The sequence below is a fragment of the Nocardia transvalensis genome (assembly GCF_015477765.1).
Lineage (GTDB): Bacteria > Actinomycetota > Actinomycetes > Mycobacteriales > Mycobacteriaceae > Nocardia > Nocardia transvalensis_A.
This window is the reverse complement of record NZ_JADLQQ010000016.1, coordinates 89,416-109,967: the sequence shown is the minus strand read 5'-3', so window position 1 is coordinate 109,967 and position 20,552 is coordinate 89,416. Positions and strand designations below refer to the sequence as shown.

Annotated in this window: 20 protein-coding genes; 13 read left to right on the top strand and 7 right to left on the bottom strand. The window is 68.4% G+C overall.

The window, feature by feature from the left end; genetic code table 11:
• Positions 1-190 precede the first annotated feature (190 nt).
• The 3 genes from IU452_RS35415 to IU452_RS35405 form a co-directional block, all read right to left on the bottom strand.
• Positions 191-997, bottom strand: a complete 807-nt coding sequence (locus IU452_RS35415; protein ID WP_195113608.1) for a class I SAM-dependent methyltransferase — start codon at positions 995-997, stop codon at positions 191-193.
• 40 nt (positions 998-1,037) lie between these two features.
• Positions 1,038-1,556, bottom strand: a complete 519-nt coding sequence (locus tag IU452_RS35410) for a DUF2505 domain-containing protein (RefSeq protein WP_195113607.1) — start codon at positions 1,554-1,556, stop codon at positions 1,038-1,040.
• Between the two features lie 61 nt (positions 1,557-1,617).
• The gene (locus IU452_RS35405; protein WP_195113606.1) at positions 1,618-2,103 is read right to left on the bottom strand and encodes a DUF2505 domain-containing protein; all 486 of its coding nucleotides are present in this window, start codon (positions 2,101-2,103) and stop codon (positions 1,618-1,620) included.
• A 44-nt stretch (positions 2,104-2,147) separates the two neighbouring features.
• Between IU452_RS35405 and IU452_RS35400 the strand changes: the two genes are divergently transcribed.
• Entirely contained in the window at positions 2,148-3,236 is a 1,089-nt protein-coding gene (locus tag IU452_RS35400) for a UDP-N-acetylmuramate dehydrogenase (protein WP_416382400.1), read from the top strand.
• Positions 3,237-3,300: 64 nt separating this feature from the next.
• Positions 3,301-4,545, top strand: a complete 1,245-nt coding sequence (locus IU452_RS35395; protein WP_195113605.1) for a L,D-transpeptidase family protein — start codon at positions 3,301-3,303, stop codon at positions 4,543-4,545.
• Between the two features lie 661 nt (positions 4,546-5,206).
• Here IU452_RS35395 and IU452_RS35390 read toward each other — a convergent pair.
• Positions 5,207-5,941 carry an SDR family NAD(P)-dependent oxidoreductase gene (locus IU452_RS35390; RefSeq protein WP_195113604.1) on the bottom strand — a complete coding sequence of 245 codons (735 nt, stop codon included), beginning with the start codon at positions 5,939-5,941 and terminating at the stop codon, positions 5,207-5,209.
• Between the two features lie 42 nt (positions 5,942-5,983).
• Between IU452_RS35390 and IU452_RS35385 the strand changes: the two genes are divergently transcribed.
• The 8 genes from IU452_RS35385 to IU452_RS35350 all read left to right on the top strand — a co-directional run bounded on the left by IU452_RS35385 (position 5,984) and on the right by IU452_RS35350 (position 15,654).
• The gene (locus tag IU452_RS35385; RefSeq protein WP_195113603.1) at positions 5,984-6,808 is read left to right on the top strand and encodes an alpha/beta fold hydrolase; all 825 of its coding nucleotides are present in this window, start codon (positions 5,984-5,986) and stop codon (positions 6,806-6,808) included.
• A 186-nt stretch (positions 6,809-6,994) separates the two neighbouring features.
• Positions 6,995-7,744: a carbon-nitrogen hydrolase family protein gene (locus tag IU452_RS35380; protein ID WP_228819280.1), complete on the top strand. Its 750-nt coding sequence runs from the start codon at positions 6,995-6,997 to the stop codon at positions 7,742-7,744.
• 487 nt (positions 7,745-8,231) lie between these two features.
• The gene (gene mshA / locus IU452_RS35375; protein ID WP_195113602.1) at positions 8,232-9,605 is read left to right on the top strand and encodes a D-inositol-3-phosphate glycosyltransferase; all 1,374 of its coding nucleotides are present in this window, start codon (positions 8,232-8,234) and stop codon (positions 9,603-9,605) included.
• Positions 9,602-10,099 carry a YbjN domain-containing protein gene (locus IU452_RS35370; RefSeq protein WP_195113601.1) on the top strand — a complete coding sequence of 166 codons (498 nt, stop codon included), beginning with the start codon at positions 9,602-9,604 and terminating at the stop codon, positions 10,097-10,099. Before mshA ends, IU452_RS35370 begins: the two co-directional genes overlap by 4 nt.
• A 451-nt stretch (positions 10,100-10,550) precedes the next feature.
• A complete protein-coding gene (locus IU452_RS35365) occupies positions 10,551-11,456 on the top strand; it encodes an ROK family protein (protein ID WP_195113600.1) in 906 nt (301 codons plus the stop codon).
• Positions 11,457-11,585: 129 nt separating this feature from the next.
• Entirely contained in the window at positions 11,586-12,323 is a 738-nt protein-coding gene (locus tag IU452_RS35360; RefSeq protein ID WP_195113693.1) for a phosphoglyceromutase, read from the top strand.
• 205 nt (positions 12,324-12,528) lie between these two features.
• The gene (locus tag IU452_RS35355; RefSeq protein WP_228819278.1) at positions 12,529-13,269 is read left to right on the top strand and encodes a S1 family peptidase; all 741 of its coding nucleotides are present in this window, start codon (positions 12,529-12,531) and stop codon (positions 13,267-13,269) included.
• A gap of 330 nt (positions 13,270-13,599) precedes the next feature.
• Positions 13,600-15,654 carry a CocE/NonD family hydrolase gene (locus IU452_RS35350; RefSeq protein ID WP_195113599.1) on the top strand — a complete coding sequence of 685 codons (2,055 nt, stop codon included), beginning with the start codon at positions 13,600-13,602 and terminating at the stop codon, positions 15,652-15,654.
• 74 nt (positions 15,655-15,728) lie between these two features.
• Here the strand turns inward: IU452_RS35350 and IU452_RS35345 are convergent, their stop codons facing one another.
• The gene (locus IU452_RS35345; protein ID WP_195113598.1) at positions 15,729-16,379 is read right to left on the bottom strand and encodes an NADPH-dependent F420 reductase; all 651 of its coding nucleotides are present in this window, start codon (positions 16,377-16,379) and stop codon (positions 15,729-15,731) included.
• Positions 16,380-16,471: 92 nt separating this feature from the next.
• Here IU452_RS35345 and IU452_RS35340 point away from each other — a divergent pair, with 92 nt between their 5' ends.
• The 3 genes from IU452_RS35340 to IU452_RS35330 all read left to right on the top strand — a co-directional run bounded on the left by IU452_RS35340 (position 16,472) and on the right by IU452_RS35330 (position 19,102).
• Positions 16,472-16,858 carry a helix-turn-helix domain-containing protein gene (locus tag IU452_RS35340; protein ID WP_324193006.1) on the top strand — a complete coding sequence of 129 codons (387 nt, stop codon included), beginning with the start codon at positions 16,472-16,474 and terminating at the stop codon, positions 16,856-16,858.
• 301 nt (positions 16,859-17,159) lie between these two features.
• Positions 17,160-18,416 carry an ATP-binding protein gene (locus tag IU452_RS35335; RefSeq protein ID WP_195113597.1) on the top strand — a complete coding sequence of 419 codons (1,257 nt, stop codon included), beginning with the start codon at positions 17,160-17,162 and terminating at the stop codon, positions 18,414-18,416.
• Positions 18,413-19,102, top strand: coding sequence for a response regulator transcription factor (locus IU452_RS35330; protein ID WP_195113596.1), 690 nt, complete (start codon positions 18,413-18,415; stop codon positions 19,100-19,102). Before IU452_RS35335 ends, IU452_RS35330 begins: the two co-directional genes overlap by 4 nt.
• Positions 19,103-19,250: 148 nt before the next feature.
• On the opposite strand, the gene IU452_RS35325 is transcribed toward IU452_RS35330, so the two are convergent.
• Together IU452_RS35325 and IU452_RS35320 are read right to left on the bottom strand one after the other, a co-directional pair.
• Complete coding sequence (locus IU452_RS35325; RefSeq protein WP_195113595.1) at positions 19,251-19,565, bottom strand: hypothetical protein; 315 nt, start codon at positions 19,563-19,565, stop codon at positions 19,251-19,253.
• 97 nt (positions 19,566-19,662) lie between these two features.
• Positions 19,663-20,520, bottom strand: coding sequence for a hypothetical protein (locus tag IU452_RS35320; protein WP_324193005.1), 858 nt, complete (start codon positions 20,518-20,520; stop codon positions 19,663-19,665).
• Positions 20,521-20,552: the final 32 nt, after the last annotated feature.

The window sequence follows — 20,552 nt, the reverse complement described above, 5'->3', positions numbered from 1 at the left end:
GCCTTACCTGAAGGGCGCTGGTGGTGCCGCACCCTTTGTTGGTAAACGCACGCCTTGCATCGCTCTGGACGGGGTGCGTTTGTGAACAAGGGGTGCGGGAAGGTTGTTCTGCCCAGGGCCTGTTCGCCAGCTGTACCAGTTGTGGTGCTTCGCACCGGCGGCCGTGGAAGTGTGCGAAGGGGGGAGGGGGTCACCAGCCGTTGGGGGCGACGGTGGGCCAGGGGATCGACAGGACGCAGTCGCGCATGCGGCGGCGGTAGTGGCGGACGGGGAAACCGTCCTCGCGTAAGAGGTTTGCGGCCTCGCGCCAGCGGAGGCGTGGACCGTAGGGGGCCAGGGGGGCGGCGCGGGCCCAGGCGCGGTCGGCGGCGGTGAGCAGGGTGTGGATGCGTTCGCCGGGGGTGTTGCGGTGGATCAGGATCTTCGGGAGGCGCTCGGCGATGTCGGAGGGGCGGTCGACGGTGAACGGGTCCCAGGCCAGCGTGAGCGAGCGCGGCCCGGAACGGTCCAGCAGCACCCAGGCGCAGCGGCGGCCCATCTCGTCGCAGGTGCCGTCGACCAGCAGCCCGTCCGGAGCCAGCCCCGCCAGCACCGTCGCCCACGCCCCGGGCACCGCCTCTTCCGGATACTGGCGCAGCACATTGAACGCCCGCACCAGCACCGGGCGCAGCCCCGCCAATTCGAAACCGCCGCGAGCGAACATCACCCCGTCGCGTTCGGGCACCACCCGGTCCGGATCGATCTCCAGCCCGACCACCCGCACGTCGGCACGCACCCTCCGCAGGCGCGCCGCCAATTCCAGCGTCGTCACCGGCCGCGCGCCGTAACCAAGATCGACCACGAGCGGGTCGGCCGCGTCGCGCAGTCGAGCGGCGACGAGATCGTCGTGCATCAACCAGCGATCGCTGCGGCGTAACCGGTTCACCCCCGTGGTGCCGCGGGTGATCGCGCCGACCGGTTTGGGCGGGCGAGTCGGCGTGCTCGGGCGTGAGGGCATCGGGGTGTGCGGTGACCGGGGTGGTGCGGAAGGCGGGCGCCTAGGCGGCCGTCGGGTTCTGCTCTTCCAGCCACTGCGTGGTGAATTCGGCCTCGGCCCGGAACAGGTCGACCAGATTGATCAGCATCAGCTGCTCCAGCTTCGGCCCGAGCAGCGGGATGAACACCTTCGCCGTCGACGAGGTGCGCAGGGTGCAGCCGGTCTCGGTGGGAAACAGGTGCATGGTTCCGCCCAAGCTGCCCGGACCTGCGGGAATGGCAGCGGTGTACTCGCCCCTGACCTCGGTACCGAACGGCCCGTAGGTCTCCTTGCGAGTGATCACCATGTCCTTGCGCATCACCGCCTGCGCGATATCGGGCAGCATGTCGCGCGGTAGCACGTGCTGCAGCACGACCTCGATGCCACCGTCACCGGCGTCCAGGCTGACCACATCGTTCGGGGAGTACTTGCGCATCTCCTCCATCCGCGCGTCCCAGTAGGCGCGGGTGGACAGCGCCGCATACACCTCTTTGGTGGTGTGCAGCGGGTAGCGAGCTGAGTAGTCCAGTCGGCGGGCCATGGCCGCTCAGATTACCGCGTCGGGTTGCTGGACCTTCGCCGCGGCGCGGGTTGCGCCCGGATCAGCGCCCCGCGATCCAGGTGTCGGTGAACTCCGCCTCGGAGGCGAGCAGCTCGGTGAGCTTCTCCGCGACCACGGCCTCGATCTTCTTGCCGAACAGCGGAATGCTCACCTCCACCGAGCCGTCGGCCACGATCGTGGACCCCGCATCGCCGCCGCTCAGGGTGACGGTGCCGCGCACCTGGGCAGGCGCACCCTCGACATGGGCCTCGAAAACGCCCGAGGTGCCGGTGTAGGTCTCGGTGCGGGGAATGATCAGGTCGCCGGGGCGGACCGAGGTGATGGAGCTGGGCAGCTCCGAGGCGGGGATGGACTGCACCATCGCCACCCGCACCTGATCACCCGACGCCTCGAACGACTCCAGCCGCGCGCCCGGGCCGCCGACCTCGGCGATCCGGTCCTTCCAGTACTGCTCGTCGGCGATCGCCGCACGCACGGCAGCGGCCGGATGCGAGTAGTGAGCGGTGTACGCCAGGGGTGTCGCCATGGTGGAACACGCTACCGTCTTGGGCTGTGCGTACATCTCAGGTGGTGCCGTTCGACGAAGTGAGCGAGCTGCTTGCCGCAACCGGTGCGCGGGTGCGTAATTCGGTGCGGTTGGCCGAGCTCACCACGCTGCGCGTCGGCGGCCCGGCGACGGTCGCCGATTGCGACACCACCGACGCTCTGATCGCCACCGTGCGCACGCTCGATGCGGCCGGGGTTCCGGTGCTGCTGCTGGCGGGCGGGTCGAATCTGCTGGTCGCCGACGCCGGGTTCGGCGGCGTCGTGGTCCGCATCGCCACCGAGGGCGTCGAGATCGGCGCGGACCGGGTGGTCGCCGAGGCGGGCGCCAACTGGGATGCGGTGGTGGCGGCGACGGTCGATGCCGGGCTGGGCGGGCTGGAATGCCTGTCGGGGATTCCGGGTTCGGCCGGGGCGACGCCGGTGCAGAACGTCGGCGCCTACGGCGTGGAGGTCGCGCAGCTGCTGCGTCGGGTGCGGCTGCTGGATCGCGCCACCGGCGAGGTGCGCTGGGTCGAGCCCGCCGAACTGGGTTTCGGTTATCGGACCTCGGTGCTCAAGCACAGCGACCGGGCGGTGGTGCTGGCGGTGGATTTCACGCTGCGGTCCGATGGTTCCAGCGCCCCGCTGCGGTATCACGAACTCGCCCGGGTGCTCGAGGCGGAGGAAGGACAGACCCGGCCCGCCGCCGAGGTGCGGGCGGCGGTGCTGCGGTTGCGCGCGGGCAAGGGCATGGTGCTCGACGCCGCGGATCACGACACCTGGAGTGCGGGGTCGTTCTTCACCAATCCGGTCGTGCCCCAGGCGCGGGTGGACGAGGTGCGGGCCGCCATCGCCGCCCATGTGGGCGATGTCACAATTCCGACGTATCCCGCCCCCGACGGGGTGAAATTCTCCGCCGGCTGGCTGATCGAGCGGGCCGGCTTCGCCAAGGGATTTCCCGGACCCGACGCGCCCGCTCGCCTGTCGACCAAGCACACGCTGGCGCTGACCAACCGGGGCGCCGCGACCACCGCCGACCTGGTCGAGCTGGCGCGGACGGTGCGCGACGGCGTCGCCGAGCGGTTCGGGATTCGCCTGGAGCCCGAGCCGGTGACGGTAGGGGTTCGGCTGTAGCGCGTGGCGGGTACCACGGCTCACGACGGCCGGTCGGGTGATTTTTGGCGGTAAATTCGAGGAAGTGAGCATTCGAGAAACTACTAGCCGTCGCGCCGTGCTGGTCGGATTTACTCAGCTGGCGGCGGCCGCGCTGGTGGCGGGATGTTCGAACGGAAGCAGCGGCGACAAGGCTGCGCCGAAGGACAAGGGGCCGGTCGCCAAGGTGACGTTCGAGCCCGGCAGCGGCAGCGCGGACATCAATCCCACTGCACCCGTGTCGGTTTCGGTTGCGAACGGACGCATCGATCAGGTGGCGCTGAGCAATCCGGGCGGTAAGCAGGTCAAGGGCGAGCTGGCGCCGGACAAATCGCGCTTCCGGGTGAGTGAGCCGCTCGGGTACGGCGTCACCTACACCTGGTCGGGGACGGCGGTCGGCACCGACGGCAAACCGGTTCCGATCGAGGGCAAGTTCACCACCGTGCAGCCCAAGCAGACCGTGCCCGCCACGATCAATATCGGCGACGGTCAGGAGGTCGGCATCGCGGCGCCGCTGATCGTGCAGTTCAAGCGGCACATCGCGAACAAGGCCGCGGTGGAGCGGGCCTTCACGGTCACGACCGCGCCCGAGACCGAGGGTGGATGGGCCTGGCTGCCGGACGAGAACGGCGGCTCGCGGGCGCATTGGCGGCCCCGCAACTACTGGGCCCCCGGCACCACGGTGAACTTCTCGGCGAAGCTGTACGGCCTGGAGCTGGGTGACGGCGCCTACGGCGACTCCGATCTCACCTCCGACTTCAAGATCGGCCGCGCGCAGATCGTGAAGGGGTACGCGCCCAGTCATCGGGTGCAGGTGATCCGGGAGGGGGAAACGATCTTCGACTTCCCGTGCAGCTACGGCGAGGGCAACGAGCCGCGCAACGTGACGCGCTCGGGCATCCACGTGGTGACCGAGAAGTACGAGGACTTCATGATGTCGAATCCGCCGTTCTACACCAACGTTCGCGAACGCTGGGCGGTACGCATCTCCAACAACGGCGAATTCATCCACGCCAACCCCGAATCGTCTGGCGCCCAGGGCAATTCGAACGTCACCAACGGCTGCATCAACCTCAGCACCTCCGACGCCCAGAAGTACTTCCCGACCGCGATGTACGGCGACCCGGTCGAGATCACCGGCACCTCGATCGCCCTGTCCGCCGCCGACGGCGACCTCTACGACTGGACCATCGACTGGGAAACCTGGAAGACCCTGTCCGCCCTCCAGGGCGAACCGGCCTCCGCGGTCTCGGCCACACCGGTCCCGCCCCAGCCCGCGGGCGGCCGCTGACCCCGGTCGCTGCGCTCCCGGGGAATGAGAAGGGTTCGCTCCCGGGGATGTGAGAAGGGTTCGCTTCCGGGGATGTGAGAAGGGCTCGCTCCTGGGGATGTGAGAAGGGCTCGCCCCCCCGGGGAAATGAGAAGAGCTGGGACGTGTCGTAACGTCCCCGGGGGACGCGTTCTCGTCTCCGCAACCCGATGCGTTCTCGTCTCCGCAACCCGGGAACGCGTCCTCATCTCCCAACTCCAGGACGCGTCCCGCCTCCGGTCTCGGGCGGAGCCCTCTTCAATCGCCATCTCCAGTCCCGGGCGGAGCCTCTTCAATCGCCCGGGCGGCGGCCTTCTTCAATCGCGGGCGGAGTCCCACTTCGAATCCTCGGGCAGAGGTCTTCTTCGAATCCCCGGGCGGCGGCCCTCTTCGAATCTCGGGCGGAGGTCTTCTTCGAATCCCCGGGCGGCGGCCCTCTACGAATCCCCGGGCGGAGGTCTTCTTCCAATCCCCGGGCGGCGGCCCTCTTCCAATCCCCGGGCGGCGGCCCTCTACGAATCCCCGGGCGGCGGCCCCCTTCGAATCCCCGGGCGGCGGCCCCCTTCGAATCCCCGGGCGGCGGCCCACGTCGAATCCTCGGGCGGAGGTCGTCTTCGAATCCCCGGGAGCGAAGCGACCGGGGTCAGGCCCTGCGCGCGAAGCGGCTGGGGCTGGCCTGGTCTCGGGGGTTGACGATGATGGTGTCGAGGTTGACGTGGGGTGGGCGGGTGGCGGCGAAGCCGATGATTTCGGCGATGTCCTGGGCGACCAGAGGGTCGATGCCCTCGTAGACCTTGGCGGCGCGTTCGGCGTCGCCGTCGAAGCGGACCAGGGAGAATTCGGTTTCGACAGCGCCGGGGGCGATTTCGGTGAGGCGCACCGGCTTGCCGAGCAGTTCGCCGCGCAGCGTCCGGTGCAGGACGGCCTGGGCGTGCTTGGCGGAGGTGTAGCCGGCGCCGTTGTCATAGGCGTGGAAGGCCGCGACCGAGGTGACGGTGACGATCAGCCCGTCGCCGGAGGCGATCAGCTTCGGTAGCAGTGCCTTGGTGACGCGCAGCGTGCCGAGCACGTTCGTCTCCCACATCCAGCGCCAGTCGTCCAGGTCGGCCTCGGCCACCGGCGCCAAACCCTTTGCGCCACCGGCATTGTTGACCAGCACGTCGACCCGCTCGATCGCCTCGGTGAACGCCCGGACCGACGCCTCGTCGGTCACGTCCAGCGGCAGCGCCGTCCCGCCGATCTCCTCGGCCAACCGCGTCAGCCGGTCCACCCGTCGGGCGCCCACGTACACGTGGTAGCCCTGTTTGGCGAGCTCACGGGCGGTGGCCTCCCCAATTCCGGAACTGGCCCCAGTGACGACGGCGGTGCGAGTGCTCATAGGCCCGAGCTTAAAGGGGGACGCCTGGCCTAGCCTGACCTCATGGCGATTCGGGATGTTGTGAGCGCGGACGGAACCACGATCGTGTACCGGGTGACCGGTCCCGCCGACGGGCGACCGCTGGTGCTGCTGCACGGATGGGCGGGCAATCTGCTCAACTGGGGTGCCGCGGCCGACGAGTTGGCCCGGCGGTTCCGCGTGATCGCGGTCGATCTGCGCGGCCACGGCTATTCCGATGCACCCGAGACCGGGTACGACGACCCCAAGAACTGGGCGGCCGACGTCGCGGCGGTGCTCGCCGGTGAGGGAATCGAGTCCGGGGCGGTGCTGCTCGGCTGGTCGTACGGCGGCATCGTGCTCACCGACTATCTGACCGCCTACGGCACCGGCGCGGTCGCGGGCGTCGTCTACTGCGGTTCGCAGGCGGGTATCGGCCGGGGCGTGCCGGGCGCGGAGATGGGGACCGCGATGCGGCAGGCCATCCCCGACGTCTTCGAGGAGAGTGCCGGTAAGGCCGTGCGCGGTTTCTCGGCCTTCGGCAGCGCCAACACCGGCGGCGCCCGGGACAAGGGACCCGACGCCCAGCGCCTGTTCGGCGGCAGCCTGTCCACCCCGCCGAGCGTCCGCAAGGCGCTGTTCTACCGCACCGTCGACAACTCCGAAACCCTTCGTGCCCTGGACATTCCGGTGTTCGTCCTGCACGGCACCGACGACCCGGTGGTGCCCATCGGCAACGGCCGCTACATCGCCGACACCGCCCCCGACGTCCGCACGTCGTACTGGGACGATGCCCAGCACGGCCTGTTCATCCAGGACACCGGTCGCTTCGTCACCGAGGTCACCGACTTCATCGACTCCCTGGGCTGACCCCTCGCGAATACGGGCCACCACCGTCGAGGCGCGAATTCTGACGGCAACCGTGCGGGCCCTTGCCGTTTGCGGCGATCCCTCCTGGCCTAGGCCTACCGGTTCGTGCTGAAGCGGCGGGTGGCATGCGCTCGCATGCCTTCGGGCTGAACGAAATCCAGGGCGGCCCCGTCGCGGTCGGGCGTCTTGCAGGCCTGGCAGGATGGGGCGGAGCTGGAGCTGGTGGAGGTGCGGGTGCGAGGCGAGCTGAGCATCGCGGTGGCACAGCCGCGGTGTGCGGCGCACGACGTGGTGGGGAACGCGGCGGCGCATGCGGAGATCGTGCGGGCGGCGCGGGCGCGAGTGGTCGTCTTTCCGGAGATGTCGCTGACCGGGTACGAACTCGACGCCGAGGTGGTGACGCCGGACGACGAGCGGCTCGCGCCGATCGTGGCGGCGTGCGCGCAGACCGGTTCGCTCGCGCTGGTCGGGGCCCCGGTGCCCGGCCCGCGCATCGGTGTCCTCGCCGTGGACGGCACCGGAGCGTCGGTGGCTTACGGCAAGGTCTATCTGCACGGCAGTGAGTCCGAGCGTTTCGTGGCGGGTGAGCCCGCGGTCCTCGAGGTGGACGGCTGGCGGCTCGGCCTGGCGGTCTGTCGCGACACCGGCATCCCCGAGCACGCCGCCAGGACCGCGGCACTCGGCATCGACGGTTACGTTGCCGGCGTCGTCCACGCCGATCACGAGTCCACCGTGCACGGCGAACGCGCCCGCCGGACCGCCGTCGACCACGGCGTATGGATCGCCACCGCCGCCTTTGCGGGCCCCACCGGCGGCGGCTTCGACCGCACCTCCGGCCGCTCCGGCATCTGGTCGGCAACAGGCGACCTCCTGGCCGAGGCGGGCCCCAACCCCGGCGACTTCGCCCAGCACACCTTCGCAGGCCCGCGCCTTTAGGCAATACCAGTAGGTGCCGCTCGGTTCGGTCACAGGTCCTGCGTTGGGTTCAGGCTGATTCCCGGGCGTGCCCAATGAGTTACCTATGTGCTCGCGAAATCAGTTGCCGCCTCGGCAAACCTTCTCGGGACAACAGGCAAGCGGTGTGAATCCTTCTGGGCGGCAGCATTTCTCGGGTGAGTCCCGGTGCGGAGGCGAGGTGTCGTTCATGTGGCCGGATCTAGTCGAACCGGCTGGGTGGGGAGGCCGTTCCTCGGGGATGAGGGAAAGTGCTCGCGGGCGGGTGGTGCGGGGAATTCGACCGGGACGAGCCTGGTTACGGCCGGTCGCGAATGGCCGGGCTCGCGATGCGATTGTGCCGCTTGGTATTTGCCGGATCGGGCGCTCGATACGAGTAGGTGGGTCGACGCTTCGGTCGCTGCGAGTGGTCTCGAACGGCATTGTGATGGCGGTCACTTGGTGGTGGAGGTCGCACCGGTCGGTTCGTATGGGCGTGCACACTGGAGAGGTGAGTCAACGCCCGGACCTACGGCCGAATCGGATCGCCGTGTTGTCGGTGCACACCTCACCCCTGGCGCAACCGGGCACCGGAGATGCGGGCGGCATGAACGTCTACGTGCTGCAGACCGCGATCCAGCTGGCCCGACGCGGCGTCGAGGTGGAGATCTTCACCCGCGCTACCTCCTCCGATGACGAGCCTGTCGTCGAGGCCGCCCCCGGTGTGCTGGTGCGCAATGTGGTGGCGGGCCCGTTCGAAGGGCTCGACAAGCATGACCTGCCGACCCAGCTGTGCCCGTTCGCAGCCGAGGTGTTGCGGCAGGAGGCGCGGCAGCTGCCCGGCCACTACGACCTCATCCATTCCCACTACTGGCTGTCCGGTCAGGTCGGCTGGCTGGCCCGCGACCGCTGGCGGGTGCCGCAGGTGCACACCGCGCACACGCTGGCCGCGGTGAAGAATGCCTATCTGGCCGAGGGCGATGTGCCCGAACCGGTGGCCCGCGAGATCGGGGAGAAGCAGCTCATCGCCGAGGCCGACCGGCTGGTCGCCAACACCACCGAGGAGGCGCGTCAGCTGGTCGAGCTGTACGGCGCCGAACCGGACCGTATCGATGTGGTGCTGCCCGGTGCCGATCTGGCCCGCTACAGCCCCGGCGACCGGACCGTCGCCCGCGCCGAACTGGGGATCGCGCCGAACGAGCAGGTCGTGGCGTTCATCGGCCGCATCCAGCCGCTGAAGGCGCCCGACGTCCTGGTGCGGGCGGCCGCGCAGGTACTGCAGGCCGAACCCGGCCGCGCGCTGCGGGTGCTGATCGTGGGCGGACCCTCCGGCACCGGGCTCGAACGTCCCGATGCCCTGATCGAATTGGCCGCGTCCCTCGGCATCGCCGACCGGGTGACCTTCCTGCCGCCGCAGCCGCCGCAGCGGTTGGTGCAGGTGTACCGGGCCGCCGACCTGGTTGCCGTCCCCAGCCACAACGAGTCCTTCGGCCTGGTCGCCATCGAGGCCCAGGCCAGCGGCACCCCCGTGCTGGCCGCACACGTGGGCGGCCTGGGTACCGCGGTGCGGGACGGGGTGTCGGGCCTGCTCGTGCCGGGCCACCGCACCGACCAGTGGGCGGCTGCGCTGCGGTCGCTGCTGAACGATCCCGCTCGCTTGGAGCGGATGGGGGCCGCCGCGGTCGACCATGCCGCCAACTTCTCCTGGGAACACACTGCCGAGGGTTTGCTGGACAGCTATATCGAGGCGCTGTCGGGGTATCGAGGTGTGCGGTCGCGACTGGCGGGTACGTTGCTCGGAGAGGGCAATCAAGCCAGGTCGCGGGCGCTGTGGCGGCGTCGGATGGGAGTGGTACGCCGATGAACGACACGATTCACCGGACCGCACAGCTGATCGAGGACACCCTGCGCGAGCGCGAGGTCGAGTACACCCGCGAGGGCGACGACACCTTCATCGCCGTCCTGCCCGGTGAGCGCAAGCTCAAGACCACCGTGATGCTCACCGTCGGCCAGCACGGCGTGCGCTTCGAATGCTTCGTCTGCCGCAAACCCGATGAGAACTTCGAGGGCGTCTACAAGTTCCTGCTGCGCCGCAACCGCCGCCTCTACGGTGTCGCCTACACCCTCGACCGGGTCGGCGACATCTACCTGATCGGCCGCATCGCCACCCACGCCGTCACCGCCGACGAACTCGACCGCGTCTTCGGCCAAATCCTCGAGGCCGTCGACGCCGACTTCAACGTCCTCCTCGAACTCGGCTTCGCCGAATCCATCCGCCGAGAATGGAAGTGGCGCGTCTCCCGCGGCGAATCCCTCAAAAACCTCCGCGCCTTCGAACATCTGGTGGACGAGTCCTGACCCTGCGCAGCGCCGCCCTGGGGCGTCGCTGCGCAGGGAATGAGCGAGCCGCGCTGGGCAGGGAATGAGCGAGTCGCGCTGGGCAGGGAATGAGCGAGTCGCGCTGGGCAGGGAATGAGCGAGCCGCGCTGGGCAGGGAATGAGCGAGCCGCGCTGGGCAGGGAATGAGCGAGCCGCGCTGGGCAGGGAATGAGCGAGCCGCGCTGGGCAGGGAATGAGTGGCCCGCGCAGAGAGGTCGATACGCAGGGAATGAGAAGGTCGTTCGCAGAGGGAATGGCGGGTCGGTCCTCGGCGGGAGGTCTCGCTGATACGGCTGCTGATATTCCGCCCATGGTGCTGGGCCGGTACTTCGCCCATGGTTTCGGCTGGTGGTTCACCATGGTGCTGAGCTGGTGCTCGAGTCATGGTCCCGGCATGCTTTTGGCCGGGACGACGAGGAGGTGATTGCGGATGAGTGTGTTGGCTCTGGATATCGGGGCGACCAAGTTCGCGGCGGGGGTGGTGCATGGGGGGCGGCAGGTGCGGGATGTGCGGCGGGTGTCGGTGCCGGGGGCGAAGGTGTGGGAGGCGTGCCGGGAACTGCTGGTGGAGGTGGCGGGGGAGGCCAAGGTCACGGCGATCGGGATCGGGTCGGCGGGGCCGGTGGATGTGCGGTCGGGGATCACGGCGCCGTTGAACATTCCGGAATGGAAGTCCGGGTTTCCGATCGTCGAGTCGGTGCAGGAGCTGTTTCCGTCGGCGGTGATTCGATTCGCGATCGATGGGGCCTGCCTGGCCTTGGCCGAACACCACATCGGGGATTTGCGCGGGGTGCGCAACGGCATGGCGATGACGGTGTCCTCGGGGATCGGCGGCGGGATCATCTCCGACGGCAGGGTCGCGGTCGGGCGCACCGGTAATGCCGGGCACATCGGTCACATCGTGGTCCCCGGCTGGGATGCGCCGTGCGGATGCGGCGGCGTGGGCTGCGTCGAGGCCGTCGCCAGCGGCATGTCGTCGGTTCGCTGGGCGCGCTCGCAGGGGTGGACCGGCGCCACCGGAGTGGAGTTGGCCGAGGCCGCACGCGCCGATGACGCCATCGCCCTGGCCGCCATGGAACGGGCCGGAACCGCGCTGGGCCAAGCGATTTCGTCGGCCGCCGCACTGCTGGACATCGATCGCGTGGTGATCGGCGGCGGCTTCGCCGAATCCGGTGAGCCCCTGTGGAATCCGATGCGCGCAGCGATCGCGAAACACGCCCGCCTCGGCTTCACCCGCGACCTGCGGGTCATGAAATCACGAATCACCAACGGCGCCACCCTGGTCGGCGCGGGCGTCCTCGCCGCGGGCCACGCCACCGCCGACGAGTACGACTGACCGTCCTGCGGCTCCGCCGGACCACCTCACCGGCAAGGGATGTGTGTTACATCACTGTCGGGCCGGGCCCTCCCCGAGCGCCGCAAGGCCGGTGAACCGTGATAAGGCCATCGTGGCAGGATGACCAGCATGACGTACTCCCTCGTGTTGCTGCGCCACGGCGAGAGCGAATGGAACGCCCTGAACCTGTTCACCGGTTGGGTCGACGTGCACCTCACCGATAAGGGCATGGCCGAGGGCAAGCGTGCGGGCGAGCTGCTGGCCGAGCACAACGTCCTGCCCGACATCGTGTTCACCTCGCTGCTGCGCCGGGCGATCAGCACCGCCAATATCGCCCTGGACGCCGCCGATCGGCACTGGATCCCCGTGGTCCGCGACTGGCGTCTCAACGAGCGCCACTACGGCGCTCTGCAGGGCAAGAACAAGGCGCAGGTCCGCGACAAGTACGGCGACGAGCAGTTCATGCTGTGGCGTCGCAGCTACGACACCCCGCCGCCGCCGATCGAGGCCGACAACGAGTACAGCCAGGCCGGAGACCCGCGCTACGCCGGCATCGACATCCCGCAGACCGAATGCCTGAAGGACGTCGTGGCCCGTATGGTCCCGTACTGGGAGTCGACCATCTCCCGGGAACTGCTGGCCGGTAAGACGGTGCTGGTTGCCGCGCACGGCAATTCGCTGCGCGCACTGGTCAAGCACCTGGAGGACATCTCCGACGAGGACATCGCCGGGCTCAATATCCCCACCGGCATCCCGCTGCGTTACGAACTGGACGAGAACCTGCGCCCGGTCGGCCCGGGTGAGTACCTGGACCCCGAAGCCGCCGCCGCCGGTGCCGCCGCGGTCGCGAGCCAGGGCGGCAAGTAAGTCCCGGCCATCGTTCACCTCGTAGTCGCGTAAGGGGGCTGGGCAAGGACGCGCCGTCCTGGTAGTGTCCAGCCGTTCAGCGTCGGTTGCAGTTGAAATGCTTTCTGCCCGGGGGGATTTCGATCCATCGCTAGGGGAGCTCGTTGCTGCCCGACGGTGGACGGAACCCCTCATATCCGGACCGGGTCCGGGCGCGCAGAAAGAGATGACCATGTTTGCAGCGGGACGAGCCCGTGTCGTGTCCTGGGCCGTCGCGGCGGTGGCGGCGGTGGCCGGCACCGCATTCGCCACCGGAACGGCCCAGGCCGGAGCGCCGGTGACACTCGGCGGAGGCTCCGGCATCATCGTCGAACAGATGGCGGAGCCGGACACGGCCGCCGACTGCACCCTCACCGCCATCGGTTTCGACCGCACCGACCGCCTCGTCGGCCTCACGGCCGGGCACTGCGGTGAGGTCGGCGCGCGGCTGCTGGCCGAATACGATCCCGAGGCCGGTGTGGTCGGCCACATCGCGGCCAAGAGCGAGGATTTCGACTGGGCCGTCATCGAATTCGATGCGGCTCGGGTCGTGCCCACCCGGCAGGTGGCCCAATCGGTGATCAATGGGACCGGCACTGCGCCGAGGACCGGCGACAACGTCTGTAAGAACGGCCGCACCACCGGCTTCACCTGCGGCATCGTCTGGGAGACCCATCCGGCGTGGTTCGCCAGCCATGTGTGCGCCGACTACGGCGACTCCGGGTCGCCGGTGCTGATGGGCGACCGGCTGATCGGAATGATCGTGGCGGGTAAGGATTTCGAGGTCGGCCCCGTGACCGTGCCGCTGCCCTCGTGCCAGGGTGCCGGTGACGTGATCCACCAGCCCGACGCCGCGACCACGATTGCGGCGGTGCTGGCCGATATCGACCGCCAGGGTGGTGTGGGCGCGGGATTCCGCTTGTTCTGAGGCGCGACGGTGGCGGCTTCCGGCCGCCACCAACCCCTTTCGGTGTTACCCGCGGTCCCGTGAATCGCGTCACTCCTACGGAACCGTAGCTATCACATTGCTGTGGCCCTCTACGGGTCAGCTCGAAAACGTGTCGGCAGTCACGTTCCGGCCGGTCGGAAGTGGTCCACGCCATGTCCGGTAGGTAACTCGGCAGGTCAGAACGGCTCGTCCGAGACGTTGAGAACCTGAGAGAAAACGAGTGCAGTTGGTGTAACCGAGGGTTTGCAACTTAGTTAGCTGTAACTACACTTCCGGACGTTCGACCATTCGAGAGGTGGATCACGTCCGATGAAGTACGCGCTGCGCGTCACAGTGGTTGCGGTCGCCGCCACCGTCACTCTCCCGTTCTTCGGTGTCACGACCGCGAGCGCGTCGCCGGTGGCGACCGGCCCGGACGGCGGGGCGGCCGGTGCCGCCTGGACCGCCGCCGAGGACGGCCCGCAGCAGTACCCGAACATCAACATCCAGTGGGATGTGTCGATCACGATGAGTGACGGAACGGTGTTGAAGGCCAACGTGTATCGGCCCGCCGACGCCGCGGGACGTCCCATCGACGTGCAGACACCGGCCATTGTCAACATCACGCCCTACACCAAGCTGGTCTCCAACATCCTCGATCACGCGATGTCGATGCCGGGCCTGTCCGATGTCGTGCTGAATCTGTTGCGGCAGATCGACTTCAGCGGTACTCCGCTGTCCGGCCTCACCGATCTGACCAAGTCGTTCGCGGGCGGCGAGCTGCGCAACTTCGCCGTCGACCGCCAGCTGATCAAGAGCGGCTATACGCAGGTGGTCGTCGATACTCGCGGCACCGGCTTCTCCCAGGGTGAATGGGATATGTTGCGCCAGCGCGAGCAGCAGGACTCCGTCGAGGTGATCGACTGGGCGTCGAGGCAGCCGTGGTCCGACGGCAAGGTCGGCATGAGTGGCATCTCCTACTCGGCCATCAACCAGATGCAGACCGCCGAGAAGCGTCCTCCGGCCCTGAAGGCCATCTTCCCCGTGGTGCCGGGCAGCGATCTGGTGCAGGACGTGCTCGACCCGGGCAGCGGTTTCGGATTCACCTTCATCCCGTTGTGGCTCACCGCCATCAACACCACCAAGTGGGTGCCGGATCTGCAATCGCTCGCCAACGGCAAGTTCGACACCAAGTGGCTGTCCGACCGTGCCGCCAGTCCGCTCACCTACATGGATGTGCTGCTCAACGCCTACGCCAGCGTGCGCACCCAGGATATGGATCCGCGGCTGCGCGACATCCTGAACAGCTTCTCCTCGACACGCCAAGGGTGGCTGGGTGACCCGAGCCGGGTACAGGTGCCCACCTTCGTCACCGGCGGCTGGCACGATCTGTTCACTTACTCGGAATCCAAGATATACAACGAGATTCCGCTGCCGCCGGGCCAGAAGCAGCTGCTGATGGGCAACACGTACCACATCGGTTCCGGTAACGAATACGGCAAGCCGGGCCTGCCGCCGCGGCTGGATGTCCTGCAGCGGGCGTGGTTCGACAAGTGGCTCAAGGGAATCGATAACGGCATCGACACCTACGGCCCCGTGACGCTGCGCCAGCAGGGTGGTGGCTGGATCACCCAGGGCGGTTTCGGGCCGTCGGCCCCGGCCGAGGAGGCCTCGGCGTACCGGCGGATGTATCTGTCGGCCAACCGCAGTGGCACCGCCAACAGCGTCTACGACGGTTCGCTGAGCGCCGAGAACGACGGTTCGCCCGCGCGGCTGACCGTATCCCCGGGCCTGACAACCCTGTGCTCCAACGATGCCGCACAGGCCACGATCGGTGCGCTGTCGATCATCGATGCGTGTGCGAAGGATTCGCGGATCGCCGAGACCAACGCCCTGACCTTCACCAGTGCCCCGGTCGCGGGGACGACGACGATCTCGGGCCCGATCGCGGTGCGGCTCAATACCGTTCAGGATGCCGCCGACGGGTACTGGTCGGTCACCGTCAACGACGTGGCGCCCGACGGACAGTCGACGGTGGTGTCGTCCGGCCAGTTGCTGGCGTCCATGCGGGAGATCGACGAGTCGCGCAGCTCCCGGTCGGCCAACGGCGATTACACCGATCCGCACCCCTACACCTCGCTGGATCGGCGACAGCCGACCGTGCCCGGCGAGCCGACCACCCTCGATATCGCCCTGCCCGCCACCGAGGCCGTGCTGCAGCCCGGCCACCGGCTGCGGATCGACGTCTTCGCCAGCAACTTCCCCAAGGGCCTGCCGATCATGCCCCTGCTGATGGACACCGGTCTGAAACCCGAACACCTGCAACTGGACCCGAATGCCCCGAGCTTCGTGAACATCCCGGTCCGCGGCAACCCGGGCTGGTAACGGGCCCCCGACCGTCCCGGGCGCGCACAACGGCGTGCGCCCCGGGACTTTCTCTGTGGGGACGACTGTGGATATCAGGCTTGGTCGGGGACGGCGAAGGCGGATTCCAAGGGCGGCAGCATGGCGCGAGCATCGCCGCCGCCGAACCACAGTCCGACCGCGAAGGCGGTGGTCGCCTCGAGGTAGCGAGCCTGCCCCAGCCCACCGGCGCGGACGGGCTGCAGTTTCAGGTCCTCGGCCAGACCGGCGACCAGCGCCACGGCCTCGGGGTCGTCCCCGCAGAGCGGGACGACGAGGCGGCGGCCCTCGAACACCCGCTGGTCGGACTCCCAGACCTCCGCGGCACACACGTTGAACGCCTTCACCACCCGGGCGCCGGGTACGGTGGATGAAATGCGCTCGGCCACAGCCGGTTCCGATAGGCCGAAGCCGCCCTCGTCCGGCTCGAACGCATTGGTGCAGTCGATCACGGTGCGGCCGGACAATGCGCCGGCCTGGCTCAGCACCTCGTCCAGGGCGGGCACCGGCACCGCCAGTAGCACGGCATCGCCGAATTCTCCTGCCGCGGCGATGGTTCCGCCGCGAGCGCCGCGGCCGATCGCCTCCGCCAGTTCGGCTGCCTTCGTCACGGACCTTGCGCCGATGAGGATTTTGTGGCCCGCGGCTGCCCACCCGGTGCCGAGTGCCCGTGCCATCGTGCCCGCCCCGATAATTCCGATTTGCATTACGCAACTCCTTGGTCGATCGATATCGGAACCGACGGTAGAAATTTCGATACGCACCTGCGGGTGCGCAACGGCGCTGGCATGCTGGAACGGTGGCCTCGACATACCCAGGGGTGGAGTTCCCGCCCTACGGCGACTACCAGGCCGACTGCCCGGCGCGGCTCGCGATGGACCTGTTCGGCAACTCCTGGCTTCCGGTGATCGTGTACGCGCTGCGCGAGGGTCCGATGCGCCCGGGTGACCTCCAGACCGAGATCGGCGGCATCAGCCAGAAGATGCTCACCCAGACCCTGCGCCGGATGCAGGCCATGGCGCTGGTCGAGCGCCGCCGCTACGCCGAGGCACCGCCGCGGGTCGAATACGAGTTGACTCCCGCGGGCAGGGACCTGCTGGGCCCGCTGTACGCACTCGGCGCCTGGGTCGAACAGCATGGCGAGACCGTGCGGGCGGCCATGGCCGCATCCGGCGAGGAGGAATGAAGCAGTCGTGGCGAATGAGGGGCATCTCACAGTGGCCGGCCGATGCGGCGGACACCACTGCGGACCGGCACAATGGGGGATAGTTCACGCCGGTTTCGCGCATTGGTGAGATAGGCGGTGCCGCAAGGAAAAGTGCCCGCGGGATCGTTATTCGAGACGAAAGCCTGCGGATCTCCGATACCGGGGCTCAGGCCGAACTCTGCGTAAACGACCGGCTAACAACCGCATAAGGGCCCGTGACCTGCGCGAAACTTCGCGAACCCGGGCTTGGTGAGCGCGCCCGCGACCGTACGATTCAATTGTGAGCGTTCCCCAGGCCGTGCTGTTGGCTATTCTCGCGGCCGTTGTCGGCTTGGCCGTGGGTGGTCTGCTCATTCCCTATGTGAATGCCCGGCAGGCCCAGCGCCGCGAGGCCGATACCGGCCTGACCATGTCGCAGGTGCTCGACCTCATCGTGCTCGCCTCGGAAAGCGGTATCGCCGTCGTCGACGAGTATCGCGACGTCGTGCTGGTGAATCCCCGCGCCGAAGAACTGGGCCTGGTCCGCGACCGGCTGCTCGAGGAACGCGCCTGGGCGGCGGTGGAGAAGGTGCTCACCACCGGGGAAAGTGTGGACTTCGACCTGACCGCCAAGAATCCGATGCCCGGCCGCAGCCGCATCGCGGTGCGTGGCGTGGCGCGCCCACTGTCTCGCGAGGAATCCACTTTCGTGGTCCTGTTCGCCGACGACGATTCCGAACAGGCGCGGATGGAGGCGACCCGGCGCGATTTCGTCGCCAATGTCAGCCACGAACTCAAGACCCCGGTCGGCGCGATGAGCCTGCTGGCCGAGGCGCTGCTGGAATCTGCCGACGATCCGGATTCGGTGCGGCATTTCGGCGAGCGCTTACTCGCCGAGACCCGCCGCATGGGCAAGATGGTGACCGAGCTGATCGCGCTGTCGCGGCTGCAGGGTGCGGAGAAACTGCCGCAGCTGGAGGCCGTCGACGTGGACACCGTCGTCAATGCCGCCATCGAGCGTTCGCGCACCGCCGCCGAGGCCGCGGGCATCACCGTGAGCACCGACCGCAACAGCGGGCTGGAGATGCTGGGCGATGAGCCGCTGCTGGTCACGGCCCTGTCCAATCTGGTCGAGAATGCCATCAACTATTCGCCGAAGGGCTCGCACGTGTCGGTGAGCCGCTCGCTGCGCGGCGGGTATGTGAACATCGCGGTGACCGACCGCGGTATCGGGATCGCCAAAGAGGATCAGGAGCGGGTGTTCGAGCGGTTCTTCCGCGCCGACAAGGCCCGGTCGCGGGCCACGGGCGGGACCGGGCTCGGGCTGGCTATCGTCAAGCACGTGGCCGCCAACCACAACGGTGAGATCACCCTGTGGAGCAAACTGGGCACCGGTTCGACGTTCACGCTGCGCATCCCCGCGGTGGAGCCCGAAGACAAGACTTCCGCTAACCCGGCGGAGAAGAAGAGTCCCACCGCCATCCAGGTGGGCAAGAAGGAAACCGGCCCGCGCCCCGCAGGGCGGGCCAGACCCAACGGTGTGGAGGCAACCCGATGACGAGTGTCCTGATCGTCGAGGACGAGGAGTCGCTGGCCGATCCGCTCGCATTCCTGCTGCGCAAGGAGGGGTTCGAGGTCACGGTCGTCGGCGACGGACCGTCCGCGCTGGCCGAATTCGACCGCTCGGGCGCCGACATCGTGCTGCTCGACCTCATGCTCCCGGGCATGAGCGGAACCGACGTGTGCAAGCAGCTGCGCACCCGCAGCAGCGTGCCGGTGATCATGGTGACCGCGCGCGACAGCGAGATCGACAAGGTGGTCGGTCTGGAGCTGGGCGCCGACGACTACGTCACCAAGCCGTACTCGTCGCGGGAGCTGATCGCCCGCATCCGCGCGGTGCTGCGCCGCGGCGCGGGTGAGGATCTGGACGGTTCGAACGAGAGCGGCGTCCTCGAGGCCGGCCCGGTGCGCATGGACGTGGACCGCCACACGGTTCAGGTCAACGGCAAGCCGGTGACGCTGCCCCTGAAGGAGTTCGACCTGCTGGAATACCTGTTACGCAACTCCGGCCGGGTCCTGACCCGCGGCCAGCTCATCGACCGGGTGTGGGGCGCCGACTACGTGGGCGACACCAAAACCCTCGACGTCCACGTGAAGCGGTTGCGCTCGAAGATCGAGGCGGATCCGGCCAAGCCGGAGCACCTGGTGACGGTTCGAGGGCTGGGCTACAAGCTCGAGGCGTGACCCCGCTGCACCCGCCTGGGGGCGGGTGCAGCGGGGAACCGAAGTGGCTCGCGTGGGTGGTGCAGCGGGGAACCGAAGTGGCTCGCGTGGGTGGTGCAGCGGGGAACCGGAGTGGCCCGCACGTCGGTTGTCGTGCGGGCCATCCCTATTAGACGACGTGGACCCAGACGGTGCCGATCTGGGGGAGTTCGGTCCGCTGCAGGGGGAACCAGCCGAAGTTGTCGCGCTGCCAGCAGTCGTCCAGGGGTGTGGTGTTGTCGCGGCAGGCGATCGGTTTGGAGGTGCCGTACGGGCTCAGGATGACCTGCTTGCCGTTCGCCTGTGCCGACAGGGCCGCCGGATCGGTGTAGACGACGAAGTTGTCGTTCTGCAGGGAGTAGTCGTTGGGGTTGGCGGTGGGATCGGCGTGTGCGGCGGGCGCGACGGCCAGCGCGGCACCGGCGACCAAGAAGGCGGTAGCCATGAATTTCCTCATCATGGCTATGACACCTACCACGATGAAGTGAACCTTCGATGGCGAGCCGGTGGCTGTTCCGCGCGAAATCAGTTGTTGCGCAAGCCTACTGTGCCGCCTTGCGCTCCGCCTCGACGGTGGCCGGGTGCACCGCGACGATGCCCAGACCCTCGCGGCGTTTGCAGTGCCGGGCCAGTTCGTCGTAGGCGGGCTGCCCGATCAATTCGATCAATTCGGGGGCGTAGGCCTGCCAGACCGGGCGGCTGCCGACGTGGGCGTCGGGGGAGCCGGTGCAGTACCAATGCAGGTCGAGGCCGCCCGGGCCCCAGCCGCGGCGGTCGTATTCGGTGATCACCGTGCGCAGGATCTGCACGCCGTCGGGCCGGTCGACCCAATCCTGGGTGCGGCGAATGGGCAGCTGCCAGCAGACGTCGGGTTTGACCGTGAGCGGTTCGAGGCCCTTGCGCAGTGCCATCGTGTGCAGGGCGCAGCCGATCCCGCCCTCGAAGCCCGGGCGGTTGAGGAAGATGCACGCACCGTCGTAGCGACGGGTGCGCAGGGCGGGCTCGTCGTCGAGCTCGTCCTCCTCGAGGTAGAGCTTCTTGCGGACCTTGCCGGTCGCGTCGCGGGCCTCGTCGATGAGCTGCCAGTCCTCTGGTGTGAGCATTTTCACAGACTTTTGCAGCTTCTTGCGATCGTCGGCGTCGCACAGGAATGCGCCGTGCGAGCAGCAACCGTCGTCGGGGCGACCCTCGATGATGCCCTGACAGGCCGGCGTCCCGAAGACGCACGTCCACCGCGACAGCAGCCAGGTCAGATCGGCCGCAATGGTGTGCTCTTCATTAGCCGGATCGACGAATTCGATCCACTCCCGAGGGAAGTCGAGATCGACCTCCGGGCTGGGATCGATCTTCGCCGCTGGTCGCAGCCCGGTCGGACCGCTCGCGGATGCTCCTACCGTCACATCGCCAGACGCTAACAGGAACCAGAGATCAA

Coding starts and splice junctions, on each gene's coding strand:
- IU452_RS35415 (WP_195113608.1), bottom strand. CDS start 997: ATGCCCTCACGCCCGAGCACGCCGACTCGCCCGCCCAAACCGGTCGGC.
- IU452_RS35405 (WP_195113606.1), bottom strand. CDS start 2,103: ATGGCGACACCCCTGGCGTACACCGCTCACTACTCGCATCCGGCCGCT.
- IU452_RS35345 (WP_195113598.1), bottom strand. CDS start 16,379: ATGCAAATCGGAATTATCGGGGCGGGCACGATGGCACGGGCACTCGGC.
- IU452_RS35325 (WP_195113595.1), bottom strand. CDS start 19,565: ATGGCTACCGCCTTCTTGGTCGCCGGTGCCGCGCTGGCCGTCGCGCCC.
- IU452_RS35360 (WP_195113693.1), top strand. CDS start 11,586: ATGACGTACTCCCTCGTGTTGCTGCGCCACGGCGAGAGCGAATGGAAC.
- IU452_RS35365 (WP_195113600.1), top strand. CDS start 10,551: ATGAGTGTGTTGGCTCTGGATATCGGGGCGACCAAGTTCGCGGCGGGG.
- IU452_RS35390 (WP_195113604.1), bottom strand. CDS start 5,941: ATGAGCACTCGCACCGCCGTCGTCACTGGGGCCAGTTCCGGAATTGGG.
- IU452_RS35410 (WP_195113607.1), bottom strand. CDS start 1,556: ATGGCCCGCCGACTGGACTACTCAGCTCGCTACCCGCTGCACACCACC.
- IU452_RS35370 (WP_195113601.1), top strand. CDS start 9,602: ATGAACGACACGATTCACCGGACCGCACAGCTGATCGAGGACACCCTG.
- IU452_RS35355 (WP_228819278.1), top strand. CDS start 12,529: ATGACCATGTTTGCAGCGGGACGAGCCCGTGTCGTGTCCTGGGCCGTC.
- IU452_RS35330 (WP_195113596.1), top strand. CDS start 18,413: ATGACGAGTGTCCTGATCGTCGAGGACGAGGAGTCGCTGGCCGATCCG.
- IU452_RS35350 (WP_195113599.1), top strand. CDS start 13,600: ATGAAGTACGCGCTGCGCGTCACAGTGGTTGCGGTCGCCGCCACCGTC.
- IU452_RS35385 (WP_195113603.1), top strand. CDS start 5,984: ATGGCGATTCGGGATGTTGTGAGCGCGGACGGAACCACGATCGTGTAC.
- mshA (WP_195113602.1), top strand. CDS start 8,232: ATGGGCGTGCACACTGGAGAGGTGAGTCAACGCCCGGACCTACGGCCG.